This window comes from Pseudomonas sp. BN607, from assembly GCF_029871175.1.
Taxonomy (GTDB): Bacteria; Pseudomonadota; Gammaproteobacteria; order Pseudomonadales; family Pseudomonadaceae; genus Aquipseudomonas.
Genome location: NZ_SSOE01000064.1, coordinates 129,077 through 150,619 on the forward strand (window position 1 = coordinate 129,077; position 21,543 = coordinate 150,619).

Annotated in this window: 18 protein-coding genes; 11 read left to right on the plus strand and 7 right to left on the minus strand. The window is 61.1% G+C overall.

Annotated features, from left to right (window positions below; genetic code table 11):
- Positions 1-55 precede the first annotated feature (55 nt).
- The 4 genes from E8E68_RS21585 to E8E68_RS21600 form a co-directional block, all read right to left on the minus strand.
- Positions 56-1,378, minus strand: a complete 1,323-nt coding sequence (locus tag E8E68_RS21585) for a dicarboxylate/amino acid:cation symporter (protein WP_016712021.1) — start codon at positions 1,376-1,378, stop codon at positions 56-58.
- 311 nt (positions 1,379-1,689) lie between these two features.
- Positions 1,690-3,036, minus strand: a complete 1,347-nt coding sequence (locus E8E68_RS21590) for an ATP-binding protein (RefSeq protein WP_266031718.1) — start codon at positions 3,034-3,036, stop codon at positions 1,690-1,692.
- Positions 3,033-3,710, minus strand: a complete 678-nt coding sequence (locus E8E68_RS21595; protein WP_280344567.1) for a response regulator — start codon at positions 3,708-3,710, stop codon at positions 3,033-3,035. Before E8E68_RS21595 ends, E8E68_RS21590 begins: the two co-directional genes overlap by 4 nt.
- A gap of 87 nt (positions 3,711-3,797) precedes the next feature.
- Entirely contained in the window at positions 3,798-4,403 is a 606-nt protein-coding gene (locus E8E68_RS21600) for a hypothetical protein (RefSeq protein WP_280344569.1), read from the minus strand.
- Positions 4,404-4,532: 129 nt separating this feature from the next.
- Here E8E68_RS21600 and E8E68_RS21605 point away from each other — a divergent pair, with 129 nt between their 5' ends.
- Positions 4,533-5,324 carry a dienelactone hydrolase family protein gene (locus tag E8E68_RS21605; protein WP_266031723.1) on the plus strand — a complete coding sequence of 264 codons (792 nt, stop codon included), beginning with the start codon at positions 4,533-4,535 and terminating at the stop codon, positions 5,322-5,324.
- Between the two features lie 83 nt (positions 5,325-5,407).
- Positions 5,408-6,109 (plus strand): 4'-phosphopantetheinyl transferase superfamily protein, encoded by a 702-nt coding sequence (locus tag E8E68_RS21610; RefSeq protein WP_266031725.1) that lies wholly within the window; start codon positions 5,408-5,410, stop codon positions 6,107-6,109.
- Positions 6,110-6,112: 3 nt separating this feature from the next.
- Here the strand turns inward: E8E68_RS21610 and E8E68_RS21615 are convergent, their stop codons facing one another.
- Positions 6,113-7,720 (minus strand): ATP-binding protein, encoded by a 1,608-nt coding sequence (locus tag E8E68_RS21615; protein WP_266031726.1) that lies wholly within the window; start codon positions 7,718-7,720, stop codon positions 6,113-6,115.
- Positions 7,717-8,415 (minus strand): response regulator transcription factor, encoded by a 699-nt coding sequence (locus tag E8E68_RS21620; RefSeq protein ID WP_280344574.1) that lies wholly within the window; start codon positions 8,413-8,415, stop codon positions 7,717-7,719. Before E8E68_RS21620 ends, E8E68_RS21615 begins: the two co-directional genes overlap by 4 nt.
- A gap of 745 nt (positions 8,416-9,160) precedes the next feature.
- Here E8E68_RS21620 and E8E68_RS21625 point away from each other — a divergent pair.
- The 3 genes from E8E68_RS21625 to E8E68_RS21635 all read left to right on the plus strand — a co-directional run bounded on the left by E8E68_RS21625 (position 9,161) and on the right by E8E68_RS21635 (position 14,005).
- A complete protein-coding gene (locus E8E68_RS21625; RefSeq protein ID WP_110747450.1) occupies positions 9,161-12,040 on the plus strand; it encodes a ribonucleoside-diphosphate reductase subunit alpha in 2,880 nt (959 codons plus the stop codon).
- Positions 12,041-12,179: 139 nt separating this feature from the next.
- The gene (locus E8E68_RS21630; RefSeq protein ID WP_266031728.1) at positions 12,180-12,311 is read left to right on the plus strand and encodes a hypothetical protein; all 132 of its coding nucleotides are present in this window, start codon (positions 12,180-12,182) and stop codon (positions 12,309-12,311) included.
- A gap of 443 nt (positions 12,312-12,754) precedes the next feature.
- A complete protein-coding gene (locus tag E8E68_RS21635) occupies positions 12,755-14,005 on the plus strand; it encodes a ribonucleotide-diphosphate reductase subunit beta (protein ID WP_016488688.1) in 1,251 nt (416 codons plus the stop codon).
- Between the two features lie 86 nt (positions 14,006-14,091).
- Here the strand turns inward: E8E68_RS21635 and E8E68_RS21640 are convergent, their stop codons facing one another.
- On the minus strand, positions 14,092-14,955 hold the full coding sequence (locus E8E68_RS21640; RefSeq protein ID WP_280344577.1) for an FRG domain-containing protein: 864 nt from the start codon (positions 14,953-14,955) through the stop codon (positions 14,092-14,094).
- 230 nt (positions 14,956-15,185) lie between these two features.
- On the opposite strand from E8E68_RS21640, the gene E8E68_RS21645 reads away from it, so the two are divergent.
- The 6 genes from E8E68_RS21645 (at position 15,186) to E8E68_RS21670 (ending at position 21,490) form a co-directional block, all read left to right on the plus strand.
- The gene (locus E8E68_RS21645) at positions 15,186-15,722 is read left to right on the plus strand and encodes a Bro-N domain-containing protein (protein ID WP_266031732.1); all 537 of its coding nucleotides are present in this window, start codon (positions 15,186-15,188) and stop codon (positions 15,720-15,722) included.
- A 340-nt stretch (positions 15,723-16,062) separates the two neighbouring features.
- Positions 16,063-16,326, plus strand: a complete 264-nt coding sequence (locus E8E68_RS21650; protein ID WP_192907529.1) for a hypothetical protein — start codon at positions 16,063-16,065, stop codon at positions 16,324-16,326.
- Between the two features lie 267 nt (positions 16,327-16,593).
- Entirely contained in the window at positions 16,594-17,043 is a 450-nt protein-coding gene (locus E8E68_RS26880; protein WP_323054385.1) for a zeta toxin family protein, read from the plus strand.
- A gap of 786 nt (positions 17,044-17,829) precedes the next feature.
- Positions 17,830-19,068, plus strand: coding sequence for an OprD family porin (locus E8E68_RS21660; protein ID WP_221100982.1), 1,239 nt, complete (start codon positions 17,830-17,832; stop codon positions 19,066-19,068).
- Positions 19,069-19,775: 707 nt separating this feature from the next.
- Positions 19,776-20,582, plus strand: a complete 807-nt coding sequence (locus E8E68_RS21665; protein ID WP_266031738.1) for an NAD(P)-dependent oxidoreductase — start codon at positions 19,776-19,778, stop codon at positions 20,580-20,582.
- Positions 20,583-20,608: 26 nt separating this feature from the next.
- Complete coding sequence (locus tag E8E68_RS21670) at positions 20,609-21,490, plus strand: SMP-30/gluconolactonase/LRE family protein (RefSeq protein ID WP_280344595.1); 882 nt, start codon at positions 20,609-20,611, stop codon at positions 21,488-21,490.
- Positions 21,491-21,543 lie beyond the last annotated feature (53 nt).

A 21,543-nucleotide genomic window follows, 5' to 3' on the forward strand; every position in this document is an offset into this window, starting at 1 on the left:
CGCGCAGATACGAAAAAGGCGACCCTTGGGTCGCCTTTCTCATTTCAACCGGCTATCAACGAGCCGGGCCTTCAGCCACGCCCAGGTCGTCAGTCGGACGGGTATCGATCAGCGGTGCACCGCCAGAGGCCAGCTCCGAAGCCAACTTGTCGTTGTCCATTTCCTTGACCCACTTGGCCACGACCACGGTGGCAACGGCGTTGCCGACCAGGTTGGTCAGGGCGCGGGCTTCGGACATGAAGCGGTCGATACCAAGGATCAGCGCCAGGCCAGCGACCGGCAGGTGGCCAACGGCCGACAGGGTGGCGGCCAGGACGATGAAGCCCGAGCCGGTGACGCCCGCAGCACCTTTGGAAGCCACCAGCAGCACCAGCAGCAGCGTGATCTGGTGGGTGATGTCCATGGTGGTGTCGGTGGCCTGGGCGATGAATACCGCAGCCATGGTCAGGTAGATCGAGGTGCCGTCAAGGTTGAACGAGTAACCGGTCGGGATGACCAGGCCAACCACCGACTTCTTCGCACCCAGGCGCTCCATCTTGGCCAGCATACGCGGCAGGGCCGACTCCGAGGACGAAGTGCCCAGCACGATCAGCAGTTCTTCACGGATGTAGCGGATCAGCTTGAGTACGCTGAAGCCGTGGGCACGGCAGATACCGCCCAGCACCACCAGCACGAACAGCAGGCAGGTGATATAGAAGCAGGCCATCAGGTAGCCCAGCTGCACCAGCGAACCAACGCCGTACTGGCCAATGGTGAAGGCCATGGCACCGAAAGCACCGATCGGGGCCAGCTTCATGATCATGTTGATGATGTTGAACATGACATGGGCGAAGCGGTCGATCATGTCCAGTACTGGCTTGCCGTAGCTGCCCAGGCGGTGCAGGGCGAAGCCGAACAGTACCGAGAACATCAGCACCTGCAGGATGTCGCCATTGGCGAAGGCGCCGACCACGGTGTTGGGGATCACGTTCAGCAGGAAGCCGACAGTGGTCTGCTGCGCGCCGGCGGCGGCGTAGGCAGCCACGCTGCTGGCGTTCAGGGTGCTGACGTCGATGTGCATGCCAGCGCCAGGCTTGACCACGTTGACGACGACAAGGCCGATGATCAGGGCGATGGTGGAGACGATCTCAAAATACAGCAGCGCGTAGCCGCCGGTCTTGCCGACCGATTTCATGCTCTGCATGCCTGCAATGCCGCTGACCACGGTACAGAAGATGATCGGGGCGATAACCATCTTGATCAGTTTGACGAAGCCGTCACCCAAAGGTTTGAGGGCGACGCCCGTTTCCGGATAATAGTGGCCGAGCAGGATGCCGATGGTGATGGCGACCAACACCTGAACATACAGGGATTTGTACAGCGGCTGACGTGTCGTCATGGCTAATTTTCCTCAAGTGTGCCGGTTTTCACCCTTCCCAGGGTGATGGGGCACCTGAATCGCTAACCCTCCTGCACCTGGAGGGATTTGTCGTTGTGTTCGAGCTGCCTGGGCAGGCCTCTGCAAGGATCAATAGCAAGGGTGGTGCCAAAGTGCCCACCAAGGGTGCAAAGGCCGCATTTGCCTGGGATAAATGCCCAACGACAGGGCGATTTGGCTGAGGAAGGCTGGCGGATTTCCGCCCGTTGGCGGGATTTGTACAGGGGGGTTGGCGGGAATCCGCCCATTCAGGGGGTACGTAGCAACAGGGATCAGTCCAGATTGAAGGTGATCCTGAACGCAGCCCCCCCTAATGGAGAATCCCCCAGGCTGAGCTCGGCGTCATAGCTGTCGACGATGTCCTTGACCACCGCCAACCCGATGCCCTGCCCAGGATGCTGGCTGTCCAGCCGCTCGCCGCGCTCCAGGATGCGCTCACGCTGGTCGGCCGGCACCCCCGGCCCATCATCCTCGATACACAGGACCAGCAGCCCTGGCGCTTGCTCCAGGCTCACCCGCACTTGCCCCAGGCTCAGCCGGTAGGCGTTCTCCAGCAGGTTGCCGAGCATTTCCAGCAAGGCGCCCTGCTCCATCGGCACTTGTGCCGTGTCTGGCAGTTCAAGGACGACGCTGACCCGCTTGTCGCGGTAGACCTTGGCCAAGGTGTTGCACAGGCTGTCGAGCAACGGCCGCACCAACACACTGTGACGCACCAGGCCGCTCTTGCGCAGGCTGGCGCGCTGTAGCTGGTAGTCGATCTGCTGGCTCATGCGCTCGATCTGGCTTTGCAGCACCCGCGCCTGCTCGCGTTCGCCACTGCGCTGCTGCAGGCTTTCGCCCACGCCTTGCAGCACCGCCAGTGGGGTTTTCAGGCTGTGCGCCAGGTCGTCCAGCGAATCACGGTAGCGTGTACGTTGCTCGCGCTCACTGCGCAACAGGCGGTTGAGCGAGCGGGTCAGGCGCAGCAACTCGCGCGGGTGCTCGCCGCTCAGGCCATCACGGGCGCCCGCTTCCACCTCGTCCAGTTCGTGGCTGAGCCGGCGCAACGAGCGCAGGCCCCAGGTCAGTCCGGCCCAGAGCAGCACCATCAGCGCCAGCAAGGCAGCGCCAAAACCCAGATACAGCTTTTCGCGCAGGCCGTTGAGGGTGGCTGTGTACTCGCTCACCGGCTGCAGCGCGACAATGCTGTAGGCGGCGCTCTGGCCACCCAGCAGACGGATCTCGACATCGTAGACGAAGAACTCTTCACCATCGGACTGGTGAATGCGGGCAAATTCGTTGCCGCGCCCGTCATAGCGCGGGCGATAGTTGATGTGTCGGTCAGCCGTGGCGCGCGACTGCCAGACCAGGTTGCCGTCGCGGTCGAAGATATACCCGAGCAGCCCGGTGTACGGCAGGTTGTAACGCTCGTCCGGCAACAACGCCGGCATCTGCAACTGGCCATGCTCGATGCGCGCGGCGGATATCAGCGTAGTCACGTCCGAAGCCAGACGCTGCTCGATGGCCTCCTGCAACGCCAGGCTGAAGGCCTTCTGCAAGGCTGGCAGCAACGCCAGCATGAACAGCAACGCCAGCACTGCGGCAGCCAGCATCAGGCGCACCCGCAGCGAGCGGATCATCTGCAGCGCTCGGTGAACAGGTAGCCAAGGCCGCGAACGGTATCGATGGGTTTGAAACCCTGCTCGCCCTCAAGCTTGCGGCGCAGGCGGCCGACCAGTACCTCGATGACATTGGGGTCGCGTTCCTCGTCGCCCGGGTACAACTGTTCCATCAGGCGGTCCTTGGCCACGACCTGCTGATGATGGCGCATGAGGTATTCGAGGATGCGGTATTCGTAGGCGGTCAGCGCCAGCGGCTGTTGGTCGAGGGTGGCCTGTTTGCGATTGAGGTCGAGCACCAGTGGGCCGGCGGCGATGGTCGACTGGGTGAAGCCGCTGGACCGGCGCAGCAGGGCATTGAGCCGGGCTTCAAGCTCTTCGAACTGGAACGGCTTGACCAGGTAGTCGTCGGCCCCGGCAGCCAGGCCCTCGACCTTGTCCTGCCAATTGCCGCGGGCGGTCAGAATAAGGATAGGGAAAGTCTTGTCCTGGCTGCGCAGGCGCGTAATCAGCTCGAGGCCACTGATGCCGGGCAGGCCCAGATCGATGATGGCCAGGTCGAAATGGTACTGGCCGGCCTGGTACAGCGCCTCCTCGGCATCGGTAACCGCTTCGACCACATGGCCGCTTTCGCCCAGGCGGGTGTAGAGGTGATGGCGAAGCAGGGCTTCGTCCTCGACCACCAGCAGTTTCATGTGCAGCTCCTTGTGTGTATTGCCTGTACCGGCCCTTTCGCGGGCACGCCGCCGAAAGGGCCGGTACAGGATAACCCGGCTCGCGCGTCAGAACTTGTAGCTTGCTGCCAGGTAAGTCTGGGCACTGCTGGTCAGGCGCAGGGTGCCATCCTTCGGCCCGCCATGCGCGCCCACTTCGGTGGCGGCGTTGGTGCGCAGGTAACGGTAGCCCAGCTCGACCGAGGCTTTGTCGGTGATGTCCTGGATCACCCCGGCCTGCAGGCCGTAGGCATAACCGTAGTCGGTATCGCGACTGGCGGCTGGCGAGTCCTGGGTGAGCTTGGTCATGCCCAGGCTGCCACCCCCAAACAGCTTGGTGGTATCCCCCACGGGCAGGAACAGGTCGTAGCTGCCCAGCAGGTTTTCCTGGCGCAGTTTCAGGCCACTGTGGTCGCCCGAGACGTTGTCATAGGTCATGTAGTAGCGACCCTGGTCGTTGATCTTGCCCACACGCACACCCCAGGTGTCATCCTTGCCGATGATGCCGTCAGTATTGAGGTGATCGGTGTTGCGCTGCAGCAGGCCGGATTTGCGAACCTTGTCGCTGGTCTGGCCATAGGTCAAGCTGGCAAAGTTATCGTCGGCGGCCTGGGCGGTGGTGATGCCAGCGGCACAGACGGCCATGGCGGCAAGCAGGGTGTTGAAGGTTTTCATGGCGGGTTACTCCAGTTGAGTGCGCTGTTTCGGTCTGGAAGCTAGAGTAAGGAGGGCACCCTGAACCGCGACTGAACCCTGGCTGAACCCCGGCTGAACGAACTGTCTGCAAGACAAGGAGTAGTAAAGATGCGTGCCCTGCTGGCCCTGACCCTGATGTGCAGCGCCGCCCTCGCCCAGGCGGCAGTAGTGACCCGCGAGATCCCCTACCAGGACGCCGACGGCAACCGCCTGGTCGGCTACTACGCCTACGACGATGCGCTGGACGGCAAACGCCCAGGCATCGTCGTGGTGCATGAATGGTGGGGCCTGAACGACTATGCCAAGCGTCGTGCACGAGATCTTGCGGCCCTGGGCTATAAAGCGCTGGCCATCGACATGTACGGCGATGGCAAGCACACCGAGCATCCGCAGGATGCCCAGGCATTCATGACCGAAGCATTGAAAGACCCGGCCGCGGCAGCAGCGCGCTTCGACGCTGGCCTGGAGCTGCTGAAAAAGCAGCCGAACGTCAACAAGCATCAACTGGGCGCTGTGGGCTACTGCTTTGGCGGCAAAGTGGTGCTCGATGCCGCACGCCGGGGAGAGAAACTGGACGGTGTGGTGAGCTTCCATGGCGCGTTGGCCACCCAGACCCCGGCCAAGCCTGGCGTAGTGCGCGCGGACATCCTGGTTGAACATGGCGCTGCGGACAGCATGGTCACCCAGCAGCAGGTGGACGCGTTCAAGGCGGAAATGGATGCGGCCAAGGTCAACTACCAGTTCGTCAGTATCGAAGGGGCCAAGCACGGGTTTACCAACCCGGATGCAGACCGCTTGAGCCATGGCGACCATGGCGGGCCGGACATTGGCTATAACAAGGCGGCAGACGAGAGCTCCTGGGCGGATATGCAGACGTTTTTCAAGAAGGTGTTCAAGTAAAAGCTTGCGCAATCGTTGTGGCTACAAGGAGTCGTTGCCACGTCTCCTCCCTTAGCGCTTGCACAGCTGGCACAATAGCCGCCATGAACACACTTCCCGCCTGCTGCGCCCCGCTCCAGCACCACTGGCCGCTGCCCCGCCCATTGCCCGGCGCGGTACTGGTCAGTTGTGCCTTCGACCCTGCCCACTTGTCCGCCGACGACTTCCAGCGCGCTGGCGTGCTGCCCAGCGCCAGCCTGCTGCGCTCGGTGGCCAAGCGCCAAGCCGAATACCTGGCCGGCCGCGTGTGCGCCCGTGCCGCCCTGCAGCGCCTTGACGGCCGCGACTACGTGCCCGGCACCCACGAAGACCGCTCGCCCATATGGCCCGCCGGTATTCATGGCTCGATCACACACGGCAAGGGCTGGGCCGCCGCGGTGGTCGCCGACGAAAACAGCTGCCAAGGCCTGGGCCTGGATCAGGAAGCCTTGCTGGATGACGAACGCGCCGAGCGGCTGATGGGTGAAATCCTTATCCCGGCAGAGCTTGAACGCCTGGACCGCCGCCAGCTTGGGCTTACGGTGACCCTGACGTTCTCGCTGAAGGAAAGCTTGTTCAAGACCCTGTACCCACTGACTCGCCAACGCTTCTACTTCGAACACGCAGAAGTGCTCGACTGGTCCCCGCAAGGCCTGGCACGCCTGCGCCTGCTCACCGACCTGTCACCGCAGTGGCGGCAAGGCGCAGAAGTGCAAGGCCAGTTCTGCCTGCAGGACGGCCACCTGCTGAGCCTGGTCAGCGTCTGACCTTTACAGCGGTGCCTGCTGCCGTGGCCAGTTCAGGCTGAAGCAGGCACCGCCCAACGCCTCGCTGCGGCCCACCGTGGCCCGGCCAGCGTGCCAGTAGATGATCCGCCGTACGATCGACAGGCCCAGGCCATGCCCGCCCGAAGCGCGGGTGCGGCTGTCGTCAAGGCGGGTGAAGGGCGTGAAGATACGGTCCCAGAAGCCCTCGGGGATCCCCGGCCCGTCATCCTCCACATCGATGCGGCAACGTTGCTGGCCTAGCTGATAGCTCAGGCGCACTTCGCCTTCGGCATGGCGCATGGCATTGCCGACCAGGTTCTGCAGCGCCCGGTGCAGGTAACGCGGCTCGGCCTCGACCCAGGCGCCATCGGCATCCGCGCCTTGGCACTCGCCACGCACCACGCGCACGTCGGCACGCAGTGGCGCCAGTTCTTCGATGACCCGGTCGAACAAGGCATCCAGGTCGATGCGCTGGAACTGCAAGGCCGGAGCGCCCTGCTCCAGGCGCGCGTAGGTAAGCATTTCGTCGACCAGCTTGTCGAGGTCCTGGATATCGCCGTCCATGCCGGCAAGGTGCTTGGCCCGCGCCTGCTCGGTGCTGGCGGTTTCGATCATCTCCAGGCCAAAACGCAGGCGCGCCACCGGCGTGCGCAGTTCATGGGATACCGCCCGCACCAGTTCGCGCTGCATGGTCAACGAACGCTGCAGATGCTCGGCCATGCCGTTGAAGGCCGCGGCCAGGCGCCCTACCGAGTCGGCATCGCCCGCTGGCACACGGGTGTCCAGGCTACCTTGCGCGATGCGCGTAGCAGCAACTTCCAGGCCCGACACGCGGCGCTCCAGCTGGCGCACCAGCAGGTAGACCACCAGGCCAATCAGGCACAGGCCAAGGAACGCGATCAGGATCAGCAACTGCGGCGGGTACGGGTTGAGCTGGTACAGCGGGCCGATTTCCAGCACCCAGGGCGAGCCTGCCAACCCGGCGAACACCCGGATCGAGTCGCCATCCTTGCCCAGCGCCATCACCGTGTCGCCTTCCTCGACCCGGCGCCGCTGGTCATCGTCCAGGCTGGCCCGCTCGATGCGCTGCAAGGCCACGCCAAAGCCGAAGCCCTTTTCCTTTTTTAGATGTGCCAGACGCTGCTGCTGCTCAGTCACCGGGTAGCGCACCAGTTCGTCGGCCAACAGGTAAAGGGTGGCCCGCGCCAGCTGCTCGCTGATCTGTTTGATCTGCGCCACCAGCAGCAGGTCTTCCTGACCGACCTTGCGCAGCACGACTGCGGCATGCGGGCCGGTCATCTCGACCACCACCAGCCCGCGGTACAGGCGCGCCCGCTGGCCCCCGTCCAGGCTTCGCGCGGTCATTGGCTGCAGTGCCAGGGGCACGCCGAGCAAGCGTTCCCAGATCAGCAATGAACGCTTGCGTTCGGTTTCGTCCTGCATGGCCAGGTTGTCGGCCATCAGACTGAATGTGCCTTGGGCCAACCCCTCGCGATGCTGTGCGGCGCGCACTTCATTGACCAGGTGCAGGCTGAGTACGCCGAGCAGCGCCACCAGCACCAGCACGGCCAGCATGCCGCCGTATATACGTAGGAAGATCGAGTTGTTCATGGCGCCTCGCCGACGAACAGGTAGCCCTTGCTACGCAGGGTCTTGATCAGCCGCGGCTGGACAGGGTCATCGCCAATCTTGGGGCGGATTTTCGAAATACGGATGTCGATGGAACGGTCCTGGCCGTCGTAGCCGACGCCGCGCAGCGCGGTGAAGATCTGCTCGCGGGTCAGCACCCGGCCGGCGTTGCTGGCCAGTAGCCAGAGGAGGTCGAACTCCGCGCCTGTCAGCTCGATCAGCTGTTCGCCCAGGCGCGCCTCGCGCAGGCGGTTGTCGATGCGCAGCGCACCGAAGGCCAGGTCCTGACGCTTGCTGTCCACCGCTTCACTGCGGCGCAGCAGGGCCTGGATCCGCGCCAACAGCAAGCGTGGGCGTACTGGCTTGCATACGTAGTCGTCGGCGCCCAGGTCCAGGCCCTGGACCTGGTCGAGTTCGTCACTGCGGGCGGTGAGCATGAGGATCGGCCCGGGGTATTGGGTACGCACCCGGCGGCAGATGCTCAGGCCGTCCTCGCCGGGGAGCATCAGGTCGAGGATGACCAGGTCGGGCTGGCTATCGACGATGCGCCTCGCGGCACGGGCGCCATCGGCCTCCACCGCGACCTCGAAACCATTGGCCTGCAGGTATTCGGCGGTGAGCTCGGCGAGGCGCTGGTCGTCTTCGACGATGAGGATGCGGGGTGTGAGGTGGTCCATGGCTTTGGCCTTGTTGTTCTTTCGTGTAAGGGCAGCTGAGAGTATGGCTGTAGATGGGTGGCGCCTGCGAGACCGAGCGCCGCGCGGGCGGCGCTCGATCTCCCAGGCACCCCAGATCTTCAGACATGCCCTACCGCCCCCTGAACTGAACCGTTTTTTGTGACAGGTATCCCGCCCGAAAAAAACTGCCCAAGGGCGTCACCACGCAGAAAAATACTGCAAACCACTTGGCACAAGGCCTACAGCGAATACCCACCATTCACTCACAAAGTACACACAACTTATCCACAGGCGCTCGCCTTGCAAAGCCCCCAATACCGCATTATCTTGTATCCCGATCGCAGCGAACCACTAGATATAGGGGTTCGTGCAAAATCACACACAAAAGTCAACCCGCAAGATCAAGCGATTTTCCGGGTGGAACTTCAGGTGATTTCAGCAGCCAAACCGCTCCTGCGGAGGCGACCGAGGCAAGCCCTTTCAGGGCGTTGTTCGGGCATGGGTGTTGCAGGCCAAGCCTGGCACCCATCAGCAACAGTTTTTGGGCTCGGCCCAGAACCTTTGACTTCGGCCAGGGAGCGGCAAGCCATTGCCCCTTATTCCTGAATCTGTCCCGAAGTCGGTACGCCCGCGCGGGCGGATGCGCATGCATTGCGCATCCCCGCGAGGTTATCGAGCAAGTGGACGGAACGGTGGGCGCCCATAAGGCGCCTGAACAATATAGAAACTGTGGAGACACCCACCCATGCAAACCGACACAACTCGCGAGAACCCGCAGGCCCAGGTGCCGCAGGCCGCCGATTCCAACCAGGATCTGGCTGCCACCGCCCCCGGCCAACTGCGCGTGATCAAGCGTAACGGCACTGTCGTCCCTTACACCGACGACAAGATCACCGTTGCCATCACCAAGGCGTTCCTCGCAGTTGAAGGCGGCACCGCCGCCGCTTCGTCGCGTATCCACGACACCGTCGCGCGCCTGACCGAGCAGGTTACCGCCACGTTCAAGCGTCGCATGCCATCGGGTGGCACCATCCACATCGAAGAAATCCAGGACCAGGTCGAACTGGCCCTGATGCGTGCCGGCGAGCAGAAAGTTGCTCGTGACTACGTGATCTACCGCGACCAGCGCGCCAAGGAACGCGCCACCCGCGCCAACACCGACGCCGTGGTCGAGCCGCACCCAAGCATCCGCATCACCCTGGCCGACGGCAGCCTGGCGCCGCTCGACATGGCCCGCCTGAACACCATCATCAGCGAAGCCTGCGAAGGCCTGGCCGAAGTCGATGGCGACCTGATCCAGCGCGAAACCCTGAAAAACCTGTACGACGGCGTTGCCATCAAGGACGTCAACACCGCCCTGGTGATGACCGCCCGTACCCTGGTAGAGCGCGAGCCGAACTACTCGTTCGTTACCGCCCGCCTGCTCATGGACACCCTGCGCGCCGAAGGCCTGGGCTTCCTGAACGTCGCCGACAGCGCCACCCACCACGAGATGGCCGACCTGTATGCCAAGGCCCTGCCGGCCTACGTCGCCAAAGGTATCGAGTTCGAGCTGCTGAACCCGGCCCTGGCCGACTTCGACCTGGAAAAACTGGGCAAGGCAATCAACCACGAGCGTGACCAGCAGTTCACCTACCTGGGCCTGCAGACCCTTTACGACCGCTACTTCATCCACAAGGATGGCGTGCGCTTCGAGCTGCCGCAGGTGTTCTTCATGCGTGTGGCCATGGGCCTGGCGCTGGAAGAGAAAGACAAGGAAGCCCGTGCGATCGAGTTCTACAACCTGTTGTCGTCGTTCGACTACATGGCCTCGACCCCGACCCTGTTCAACGCCGGTACCCTGCGCCCGCAGCTGTCCAGCTGCTACCTGACCACCGTGCCAGACGACCTGTCGGGCATCTACCACGCGATCCACGACAACGCCATGCTGTCGAAATTCGCTGGCGGCCTGGGCAACGACTGGACCCCGGTCCGTGCACTGGGCTCGTACATCAAGGGCACCAACGGTAAATCCCAGGGCGTCGTCCCGTTCCTGAAAGTGGTCAACGACACCGCCGTTGCCGTGAACCAGGGTGGCAAGCGCAAAGGCGCTGTATGTGCTTACCTGGAAACCTGGCACCTGGACATCGAAGAATTCATCGAGCTGCGCAAGAACACCGGTGATGACCGCCGTCGTACCCACGACATGAACACCGCCAACTGGATCCCTGACCTGTTCATGAAGCGTGTCTTCGATGACGGCAAGTGGACCCTGTTCTCGCCTTCGGAAGTGCCAGACCTGCACGACCTGACCGGCAAGGCCTTCGAAGAGCGCTACGAGTACTACGAAGCCCTGACCGAGTACAACAAGATCAAGGTGTTCAAGACCATCCAGGCCAAAGACCTGTGGCGCAAGATGCTGTCGATGCTGTTCGAGACCGGCCATCCGTGGCTGACCTTCAAGGACCCGTGCAACCTGCGTTCGCCGCAGCAGCACGTGGGCGTGGTCCACAGCTCGAACCTGTGCACCGAGATCACCCTGAACACCAACAAGGACGAGATCGCGGTCTGCAACCTGGGCTCGATCAACCTGCCGAACCACATCGTCGACGGCAAGCTGGACACCGCCAAGCTGCAGCGTACCGTGAACACCGCCGTGCGCATGCTCGACAACGTGATCGACATCAACTACTACTCGGTGCCGCAAGCGCGTAACTCGAACTTCAAGCACCGCCCGGTCGGCCTGGGCATCATGGGCTTCCAGGACGCGCTGTACCTGCAGCACATTCCTTACGGTTCCGATGCAGCCGTCGAGTTCGCTGACAAGTCGATGGAAGCGGTCAGCTACTTCGCCATCCAGGCCTCGTGCGACCTGGCCGACGAACGTGGTGCCTACGAGACCTTCCAGGGCTCGCTGTGGTCCAAGGGTATCCTGCCGCTGGACTCGCAACAGATCCTGATCGAGGCCCGTGGCCAGAAGTACATCGACGTCGATCTGAACGAGACCCTGGACTGGGCGCCAGTGCGTGCCCGCGTGCAAAAAGGTATTCGTAACTCGAACATCATGGCCATCGCGCCAACCGCGACCATCGCCAACATCACTGGCGTATCGCAGTCGATCGAGCCGACCTACCAGAACCTGTACGTGAAATCGAACCTGTCGGGCGAGTTCACCGTGATCAACCCCTACCTGGTTCGCGACCTGAAGGCGCGCGGCCTGTGGGACTCGGTCATGATCAACGACCTGAAGTACTACGACGGTTCGGTGCAGCAGATCGAGCGTATCCCGCAAGAGCTGAAAGACCTGTACGCCACTGCGTTCGAAGTCGAGACCAAGTGGATCGTCGATGCTGCCTCGCGTCGCCAGAAGTGGATCGACCAGGCGCAGTCGCTGAACCTGTACATTGCCGGCGCCTCGGGCAAGAAGCTGGACGTGACCTACCGCATGGCCTGGTACCGTGGCCTGAAAACCACCTACTACCTCCGTGCCCTGGCCGCGACCAGCACCGAGAAGTCGACCATCAACACCGGCAAGCTCAACGCCGTTTCCAGCGGTGGCGACAGCGCCCCGGTCCAGGCAGCCGGCCCAGCGCCAGTGCCGAAGGCCTGCGCGATCGACGAGCCTGACTGCGAAGCCTGCCAGTAAGGCCTGAATGCCGTGCGGGGTACCTACGGGTGCCCCGCGCGGCATTTTTGTATCCGCGCCCCGGAGAAACCTTGCCCTTTGCCCAGCGCTCGCGCGGCTCGGTAAAAGAACAGGACCTCTCAAAACAGGATGTAAGCCCATGGCGCGGAAAAAACTGGCAACTCGCAAGATTGGTCGCAATGCTGAAACCGGCCGTTTCACCTCGGTGGAACAGGCACGCAAGCACCCCAAGACACACATTGTCGAAACGCTGCACACGCACCGTAGCTAATGTGAGCTGGCCTCATCGCCGGCCAGCCCGCGATGGGGCCGATTCGGCTAGCACACCCCCTCAACAAAACACCATATGATGTGCCTAAAAATTTAAACTGGCACAACATATAGGTTGACGCTACACTCTCCCCCCGTAGAAGAAGCCACCTGTTTCGTGAACGGACGCACGCCAAACCGGTCGAAAAAGTTACCCTCGCCGGCAACACTCGCGCCCCGATCGAAGGTGAATTCCGGTATACTTTGCGCCCTCTGAAAAGAGCACCTATTTAATTGTCCTGGCCCCTCCCAGAGGCCTGGCCAGGTACAAGCCAGAACACATTCAGATGTAAACGAGAGTCAGCCTCTCGAGCTGTCCATTCGCCGTTACGGCCTTGCGTCAGGCATCACATTCTTAAAATCCAACCGGTTGCCCCAGGGCGACCCTCAAGCAGGAGCCAAACCATGCTGAGCTGGGACGAATTCGACAAAGAAGACGGCGAAGTAGCCGCCAAAGGCAACACCCCTGCGCAGGCCGCTGCCGCCGCCACCCTCGACAAGCTCGACAGCGCCGGTGGTGCCGCCGCCCTGGAGGCCCGTGCGGCCACCGCTTCTGACTCCGATGCCGTCAAACGTGCCAAGGCTGCCCTCGACGCCCTCGACGTTGCCGAAGGCCTGGCCGAGCTGGAAGGCTCCTCGGCCCGCGTTGCAGTCGATGAAAAGCGCATGATCAACTGCCGCGCCGACCTCAACCAGCTGGTACCGTTCAAGTACGACTGGGCCTGGCAGAAGTACCTGGACGGCTGCGCCAACCACTGGATGCCGCAAGAGGTCAACATGACCGCCGACATCGCCCTGTGGAAGAGCCAGGACGGCCTGACCGAAGACGAGCGCCGCATTGTCATGCGCAACCTCGGTTTCTTCTCCACTGCCGACTCGCTGGTTGCCAACAACCTGGCCCTGGCCGTGTACCGCCTGATCACCAACCCGGAGTGCCGCCAGTACATCCTGCGCCAGGCCTTCGAAGAGGCGATCCACACCCACGCCTACCAGTACTGCATCGAGTCGCTGGGCATGGATGAAGGCGAGATCTTCAACATGTACCACGAGATCCCGTCGGTCGCTAAAAAAGCCGCGTGGGGCCTGAAGTACACCCGCGCCATCTCCGACCCGGAATTCAACACCGGCACCGTCGAAACCGACAAAGAGCTGCTGCGCAACCTGATCGCCTACTACTGCGTTCTGGAAGGCATCTTCTTCTACTGCGGCTTCACCCAGATCCTGTCCATGGGCCGCCGCAACAAGATGACCGGCGTCGCCGAGCAGTTCCAGTACATCCTGCGTGACGAGTCGATGCACCTGAACTTCGGCATCGACGTGATCAACCAGATCAAGATCGAGAACCCGCACCTGTGGGATGCGGCGATGAAGGAAGAAGCGACCCAGATGATCCTGCAAGGGACCCAGCTGGAGATCGAATACGCCCGTGACACCATGCCACGCGGCGTGCTGGGCATGAACGCAGCGATGATGGAGGACTACCTCAAGTTCATCGCCAACCGTCGCCTGACCCAGATTGGTTTGAAAGAAGAGTACCCAGGGACTACCAACCCGTTCCCATGGATGAGCGAGATCATGGACTTGAAGAAAGAGAAGAACTTCTTTGAGACGCGTGTGATTGAGTATCAGACTGGTGGGGCGTTGAGCTGGGACTGATCGTCCGGGCTGAGCACCGAGAAGGCTGCCGATTGGCAGCCTTTTTATTGGCACTTCCGAAAACTCGAAAAACACCAGAGCTCACTTCACCAGGCACGCCGCTTAATCCATTTATCCTTGATATACTTTGACGCAAACTCAACCTCAGGAAACATGGTGCGAGAGTTTATATTTAACGCATCCAACTGCTTAACAATCGACCACTTCTTGTCAGCCGGCACAATTATTTTCCTAATATTAAACCCAACTGACTTCTCCAGCCCCTTGTACTTCAACAAGCCAGCAGCTATAAAAGCGCCTGACTGGGCTATCACTCGCCTATTATTTTTAGCAGGGTATACAAAAAAATACTTGAACAAATCCTCAGGCTTAGCCGAGTCTAGAAAGTACGGCTTTTCGATTCTAATAAACTGAGTGAGGCGCTTCATGGCAGCAAGCGCTCTAAAACCCTCTACATCATCTGAGCGCTCATCAAATTCTATAATAGAATTTTTCTCAACCTCGGAGAGCCTGGCCAAATTACAAACTAAACTGATGGAATCGCTATCTGAAAATTTCACGCGAACATTTCGAAAATCGAATATTAGGACCACGCCATTTTTATCTCGATGCTCCTCTTCGCAGCATGCGAAATACAAGCTTACAAGCGGATTTAGAGAAACATCCAGCAGACGAGTTGGCAGCCCATAGTGCTGAGCACGTACCAACTTATCAAACATCGCTTTATCACCATTAAACTCTGAAGGTGCCTCCAGCATGAGCTCACTAAACATGGCATATTCGGCGTCGCCCTGAAGCCCACGCAGGACTGATGGTTTCAGATCCCAACTAAGATCAGCCTGACCACGATAACAACGAACCGAGTTCCGATGTTTAGAACCGAGCCCAAATACCTCATTCAAATAGGAGCTTACGTCCTTGACCCAGATATCATCGCGCAAATTCACCATCCAATCGTCCTTAACTCACCTATAGAAATTGTTATTTCCATTATTGATAGAAAATTCACCTCGAACAGCGAAGCCAGGCAATATCACAAAGCCATCATTCGCGCCAGATCCAATCACTCGATTGACTGCTGGGCTTTTTTTCATTAGCTTCCAATCATGCGCTTAAGAACGCTCACGCAGCGGAATCCCGTTCCCGTTAGCAACGGCTCTCCAGTTCAGGATGGCCAAACATGGACAGTCTCAAGACACCTACACTCTTCACCCGCCACCACCGCCCTCTCCACACGCTCTGGCTCGAATCCCAAGCCTGGTTCTGCGCCCACGAACTCGGCAGGCTGAGCGGTCACTTCTTCGACGAACACTGCATGCGCAAGCTCGACCCGGACCAGTACCGCACGGTGCCGCTAGTGCGCTATGGCAAATACCAGGAGACCACCATGGTCAGTGAGTCCGGGGCCTATACCTTGTTGGCGCATCACCATGTGCCAGAGAACCGCCATTTGCGCTGGTGGCTGACGCATGAGGTGGTGGCGGTGCTGCGTGATGCTCAGGCTGATGGGGCAGGCGATGCGCCGAGGCTGGGGCAGATGTGCTGGCCTGGTGGACGCAGCGCTACGTTGTTGTATTGGCAGAGTGAGCCTTGGGTGAAGATGCGGGATATGCCGGTGGTGCTGGCTGGGGAAGTTGAGCTGCCGGGGCCGGTGGAGAAGCGCAAATTGAGTTGGCGCGAGTGTGCGCAGCGGGCGCTGCGGATGCATGGGGTTTAGCGGGCGATTTTTACCTGTTCTGACCCTTTCGCGGGTGAACCCGCTCCCACACCGAACTCGGATGCCTGGACAGATTCCGTTAGCCTAAACAGCCTATGCGTGCTCTGCTAATGCGCGGTTCCGGCTATTGCAGAACCAGTGGGAGCGGGATCAGTCTACTGCCAGTCAGTGAGCCAATTGGGGCCGTTTTGCGGCCCTTTTTGGACAAGCTCTGCTGCTTTTGTAGGATTTTGATTCAACACTGCCCGCAAAAACCACACTCGCGGCCTTCTGGTTATCTGCCAGGGCTATTACACTGATTAGCAATCAATCTACGCGTGTGATCGAATCAGGAAAAGCTATGGCAATCTTGCGCGTAAACCAGCTTAGCGACGAGGCTATCGAGAATCTGGAGAACCAGATCCCAGAGATGGCTGCAGCTGCTACACGCCTTGCATATTTCCGGGCTGTTGCAGCGGGGCATACGGTTGTCACCGTCGACAACAACCACATCATCGCAACCCACGCTGATGGCCATGTTGAAGTGCTTGCAGAAACCAAACCGAGCCTGAAGGTGAAGACCGGACAGCGCTTCACCGTGCGCAAGCTCAGTGGGCGCACCTAAGCTTCGCGTTTTTGCCGGCCCTAATGGTTCTGGCAAAAGCACCATCAAGGACCAGATTCCAGATCGGCTGGTCAACCTTTACGTCAATGCTGATGAACTTGAAAAGTCTGCCAAAACGACAGGGTTCATCGACCTGAGTGATTATGGCCTTGAGCTCAGCAGGCATTACGGACGTATCTCACCCAGCATCCATTGATCATAAGGGCAGGCCTGCAGGAGAGCGCAGGCCGGCTAACACTCGTAGGCCAAAAAATCGAATTCCGAGGCGTGGATGTAAATTCCTACCACGCTGCAGTCATTGCAGACCTCATCCGCCATCAATTGCTCGAACGCAGAATCAGCTTCACGTTCGAGACAGTGATGTCCTCTTCGGAGAAGGTTCGATTTATGGAAGCGGCTCAGCAGATGGGCTACCGGACTTACCTGTATTTCGTAGCCACCGACTCACCGCAGATCAATATTCTTCGGGTAGCAAACCGGGTCGATGATGGCGGCCATGACGTCCCGAGAGACAAAATTACCCAGCGCTATGCTCGAACACTCTCACTGCTTCCAGAGGCCATTTCCGCAGCAAATCGGGCTTATATTTTCGATAACTCCGGAGATGAGTCTGTCTTTCTTGCAGAGATTACTGATGGCGCAACGCTGGAGTTTCATCAGGACGACATGCCAGATTGGTTCATCAACGCCTACCTGAGCCGGGTTTGGGAATCTTGATGGACTGGCTGAAGGAGAGAGGCGCGCTGCGGCGCAGGTTCTGCTTGCTTGCATGAACTGCGAGGGCTAGGAAGCGCTCGATCTCATCCAGTCAGTCGCTCCGCAAATGAATAGGCCCCGCCCACGCCGACAAGAGGGGTACGGCACAACGAGGTGCCGGGACTGGACATGCCAGTCTACGTGGTCGAGGGCGAGGCCAAATCTGAAGATAGCGCAGGGTAACTACAAGGTCCACAGGCGATTGGATTTGTAAACCATGTCTTCGGTTTACAGGCGTACGTCTGTGGGAGCGGGTTTGCCCGCGAAGCAGGTTACGCGATGGATGGCACCGGCTTTGCCGGTGTTCGCGGCTAAAGCCGCCCCTACAGGGGGCGCGCCCGCTGCTGAGATAGTGCCTAGGACTACCTTAGTCGTAGTATGTCTCTAGAGGGCTCTCGGTAGAGCTTCCGCAGCCAGATTTTTGCCATCTTACCCCTAAATTGCCCAGCCATCAGCCGTTGACAGCCCTCCTCCCCCTTGCTAATAATCGCCCACAGTTGTACGACAACACATAACAAAAACAACAATCAGTGGACGAACTCATGTCGACATCCATCCCGCTACACCTACGCCTGTTGCATACCCCTCTTCCCCCGGCCAGCTCGCGTACGCCTGCCAATACGTAGCGCCCGGTTACCGCGTATTCACCCCTGGCCCTGACCGGCCCGTTATCTACCCGCCCCTGCCGCAGGCCGCTTGCGCGTGCCCGGTGGACGGGCTGCCACACCCTTAGGGAGCACAACAATAATGAAAATCTGCCACACCCTGCCCTTCGCCCTGCTTGGCGCCGGGGTTATCGCCGGCCTGCCGGGCACCAGCCTGGCAGCGGGATTTGTCGAGGACAGCAAGGCCACCCTCGGGCTGCGCAACTTCTACATCAACCGCAACTTCACCAACCCCAGCAACCCACAGAGCAAGGCCGAGGAGTGGACGCAAAGCTTCATTCTCGATGCCCGCTCTGGGTTCACAGAAGGGCCAATCGGCTTCGGCGTGGATGTGCTGGGGCTGTGGTCGGTCAAGCTCGACGGCGGTGGCGGTACCTATGGCACGGCGTTGCTGCCACGCCATGACGATGGCAAGCCTGCTGACGATTACGGGCGCCTGGCAGTGGCAGGCAAGGCCCGCATCTCCAAGACCGAGCTGAAAATCGGTGAGTGGATGCCAGTGCTGCCGATTCTTCGCTCGGACGACGGTCGCTCGTTGCCGCAGACGTTCCGTGGCGGCCAGGTTACGTCCAACGAGATTGCCGGCCTGACCTTGTACGGTGGGCAGTTCCGCGGCAACAGCCCGCGCAACGACGCCAGCATGGAAGACATGAGCTACGGCGGCGGGGTATCGGACCGCTTCAACTTCGTCGGCGGCGAGTACAAGTTCAACAAGGACCGTACCCTGGTCGGGCTGTGGAACGCGGTGCTCAAGGACGTGTATCAGCAGCAGTACCTGCAACTGAGCCACAGCCAGCCGGTGGGAGACTGGACACTGGGCGCCAACCTGGGCTACTTCCATGGCGATGACGACGGCTCCAGGCGCGCTGGTGAACTGGATAACAAGACCTACTCGGGGATGTTCTCGGCCAAGTACGGTGGCAGCACCTTCTGGGTCGGGCTGCAGAAGGTCGATGGCGATACCTGGATGCGGGTCAACGGCACCAGCGGCGGGACCCTGGCCAACGACAGCTACAACTCCAGCTTCGACAATGCCAACGAGCGTTCGTGGCAGGTGCGCCATGACTTCAACTTCGTCACCGTCGGGGTGCCAGGGCTGACCTTGATGAACCGCTACATCAGCGGGCGCGATGTGCACAGCGGGGGGGTGACCGATGGCAAGGAGTGGGTGCGTGAAACGGAGCTTGCGTATGTGATCCAGAGCGGGGCATTCAAGGATTTGAGTGTGAAATGGCGTAACTCGTCGATTCGCCGGGATTACAGCAATAACGAGTTTGATGAGAACCGGTTGATCTTCAACTATCCGTTGTCGTTGCTCTGATCAAGACCTGCAGGTTTACCCGCGAATACGGTGGTGGCGGCGACGGTGAACGGCGGGTGGAGATTGGCCAGCAGGGCCGGCCCTTTCGCGGGTGAACCCGCTCCTACGACGGCCTGCACCCAACCACCGACCTGTGTCCACCCTCGATCTGGTGTAGGAGCGGGTTTACCCGCGAATACGGTGGTCGCGGCAACAGTGAGCGGCGGGTGGAGATTGGCCAGCAGGGCCGGCCCATTCGCGGGTAAACCCGCTCCTACACAGCGGCCTGCGCCCAACCACCGACCTGTGTCCACCCTCGATCTGGTGTAGGAGCGGGTTTACCCGCGAATACGGTAGCGGCGGCAACGGCGAACGGCGGGTGGAGATCGGCCAGCAGGGCCGGCCCTTTCGCGGGTGAACCCGCTCCTACACGACGGCCTGCGCCCAACCACCGACCTGTGTCCACCCTCGATCAGGTGTAGGAGCGGGTTTACCCGCGAATACAGTGGCGGCGACAACGGCGAACGGCGGGTGGAGATCGGCCAGCAGGGCCGGCCCATTCGCGGGTAAACCCGCTCCTACGGGCGACCGCGCAGGCCTTTCGCATTTTCTTATCCGCGAAAAGGCCGGCAAAAGCCGCCCAAGCCTCATTGACAACACACAGAACCACCGCCAATAATTACCGAAGTCATACGACAACCTACAACAATTAATAACAAGAGCCGGCCATGACCACTACCCCCCTCAATCGCCTGCTGCTCACTGGAGCCGCAGGCGGCCTGGGCAAGGTCCTTCGCGAACGCCTGAAAGGCTACGCCGAGGTCCTGCGCCTTTCCGACATCAGCCCCATGGCGCCTGCTGCTGGCCCGCATGAGGAGGTCATCACCTGCGACCTGGCCGACAAGGCAGCGGTGCATGCCCTGGTCGAAGGCGTGGACGCCATCATCCACTTCGGCGGCGTTTCCACCGAGCACTCTTTCGAAGACATCCTCGGCCCCAACATTTGCGGCGTGTTTCACATCTACGAGGCGGCGCGCAAGCATGGGGTGAAGCGCATCATCTTCGCCAGTTCCAACCACACCATCGGCTTCTACCGCCAGGACGAGCGCATCGACGCGCATTCCCCGCGCCGCCCCGACAGCTACTACGGGCTGTCCAAGTGCTACGGCGAAGATGTCGCCAGCTTCTACTTCGACCGCTACGGCATCGAAACCGTCAGCATCCGCATCGGCTCTTCGTTCCCGCAGCCACAGAACCCGCGCATGCTCTGCACCTGGCTGAGCTATGACGACTTGGTGCAACTGATCGAACGTGGGCTATCGACGCCCGACGTTGGCCATACCATCGTCTACGGCGCCTCCGACAACCGCACCGTGTGGTGGGACAACCGCCATGCCGCGCATTTGGGCTATGTGCCCAAGGACAGCTCGGAAGCCTTCCGCGCAGCCGTGGAAGCCCAACCGGCGCCAGCTGCCGACGACCCGAGCATGGTCTATCAAGGCGGCGCCTTTACCGTGGCCGGCCCGTTCAACTGACCCCACGCACGCCAGGAGGCACGGCCATGAACTGTGAACTGATCGTCGACGCCCGCAACGGCACCGGCGAAAGCCCCGTGTGGCACCCCAGCGAACAGGCCCTGTACTGGGTCGACATTCCCGCCCGCCAGTTGCACCGCTGGCAGGCCGCCGATGGCGCGCACCAAGTATGGCAAGGCGACGAAATGCTCGCCTGCATTGCCCGTAGCGGACAAGGCTGGGTGGCAGGGATGGAAAGCGGCATCTACCAGATCCAGGCCAAAGCCGATGGCCGCCTGGATAGCCGCCTGCTCGCCAGCGTGCAGCATGCCCAGGGCGGGATGCGCTTCAACGATGGCCGCTGCGACCGTCAGGGCCGCTTCTGGGCCGGGACCATGCTGCTGGACATGCAGCAAGGCGCCCATGTGGGTGCGCTGTACCGGCATGACGGCGAAGGCCACCTGCACCTGCAGCAGGACGGCATGATCGTGCCCAACGGCCTGGCGTTCAGCCCCGACGGCAAGCGCATGTACCTGTCCGACTCGCACCCCAACGTGCAGAAGGTGTGGGCCTTCGACTACGACACCGACAGCGGCACGCCGCACAACAAACGGCTGTTCGTCGACATGCGCGGCCACCCAGGGCGCCCCGACGGCGCCGCGGTCGACCAGGAGGGCTGCTACTGGATCTGCGGCAACGACGCCGGGCAAGTTCACCGCTTCACCCCTGACGGGCGCCTCGACCGCTCGCTCAGCGTGCCGGTGAAAAAGCCGGCCATGTGCGCCTTTGGTGGCGCCAACCTCGACACCCTGTACGTCACCTCGATCCGCCCCGCGGGCATCGACCTCGGCGACCAGCCACTGGCTGGCGGGGTATTTGCCCTCAACCCTGGCACCAAGGGCCTGGAGGAACCTGCCTACCGGGGCTGAGCCCCACTGCCACACCCACACTTGCACGCCCGAAACCGGATAATAAAAACCAC

Excerpts from the sequence above, each read along its gene's own strand:
- E8E68_RS21660 (WP_221100982.1), top strand. The coding sequence starts at position 17,830 with ATGAAAATCTGCCACACCCTGCCCTTCGCCCTGCTTGGCGCCGGGGTT.
- E8E68_RS21640 (WP_280344577.1), bottom strand. The coding sequence starts at position 14,955 with ATGGTGAATTTGCGCGATGATATCTGGGTCAAGGACGTAAGCTCCTAT.
- E8E68_RS21590 (WP_266031718.1), bottom strand. The coding sequence starts at position 3,036 with ATGATCCGCTCGCTGCGGGTGCGCCTGATGCTGGCTGCCGCAGTGCTG.
- E8E68_RS21610 (WP_266031725.1), top strand. The coding sequence starts at position 5,408 with ATGAACACACTTCCCGCCTGCTGCGCCCCGCTCCAGCACCACTGGCCG.
- E8E68_RS21615 (WP_266031726.1), bottom strand. The coding sequence starts at position 7,720 with ATGAACAACTCGATCTTCCTACGTATATACGGCGGCATGCTGGCCGTG.
- E8E68_RS21620 (WP_280344574.1), bottom strand. The coding sequence starts at position 8,415 with ATGGACCACCTCACACCCCGCATCCTCATCGTCGAAGACGACCAGCGC.
- E8E68_RS21635 (WP_016488688.1), top strand. The coding sequence starts at position 12,755 with ATGCTGAGCTGGGACGAATTCGACAAAGAAGACGGCGAAGTAGCCGCC.
- E8E68_RS21595 (WP_280344567.1), bottom strand. The coding sequence starts at position 3,710 with ATGAAACTGCTGGTGGTCGAGGACGAAGCCCTGCTTCGCCATCACCTC.
- E8E68_RS21625 (WP_110747450.1), top strand. The coding sequence starts at position 9,161 with ATGCAAACCGACACAACTCGCGAGAACCCGCAGGCCCAGGTGCCGCAG.
- E8E68_RS21630 (WP_266031728.1), top strand. The coding sequence starts at position 12,180 with ATGGCGCGGAAAAAACTGGCAACTCGCAAGATTGGTCGCAATGCTGAA.
- E8E68_RS21600 (WP_280344569.1), bottom strand. The coding sequence starts at position 4,403 with ATGAAAACCTTCAACACCCTGCTTGCCGCCATGGCCGTCTGTGCCGCT.
- E8E68_RS21670 (WP_280344595.1), top strand. The coding sequence starts at position 20,609 with ATGAACTGTGAACTGATCGTCGACGCCCGCAACGGCACCGGCGAAAGC.
- E8E68_RS21650 (WP_192907529.1), top strand. The coding sequence starts at position 16,063 with ATGGCAATCTTGCGCGTAAACCAGCTTAGCGACGAGGCTATCGAGAAT.
- E8E68_RS21605 (WP_266031723.1), top strand. The coding sequence starts at position 4,533 with ATGCGTGCCCTGCTGGCCCTGACCCTGATGTGCAGCGCCGCCCTCGCC.
- E8E68_RS21665 (WP_266031738.1), top strand. The coding sequence starts at position 19,776 with ATGACCACTACCCCCCTCAATCGCCTGCTGCTCACTGGAGCCGCAGGC.
- E8E68_RS21585 (WP_016712021.1), bottom strand. The coding sequence starts at position 1,378 with ATGACGACACGTCAGCCGCTGTACAAATCCCTGTATGTTCAGGTGTTG.
- E8E68_RS21645 (WP_266031732.1), top strand. The coding sequence starts at position 15,186 with ATGGACAGTCTCAAGACACCTACACTCTTCACCCGCCACCACCGCCCT.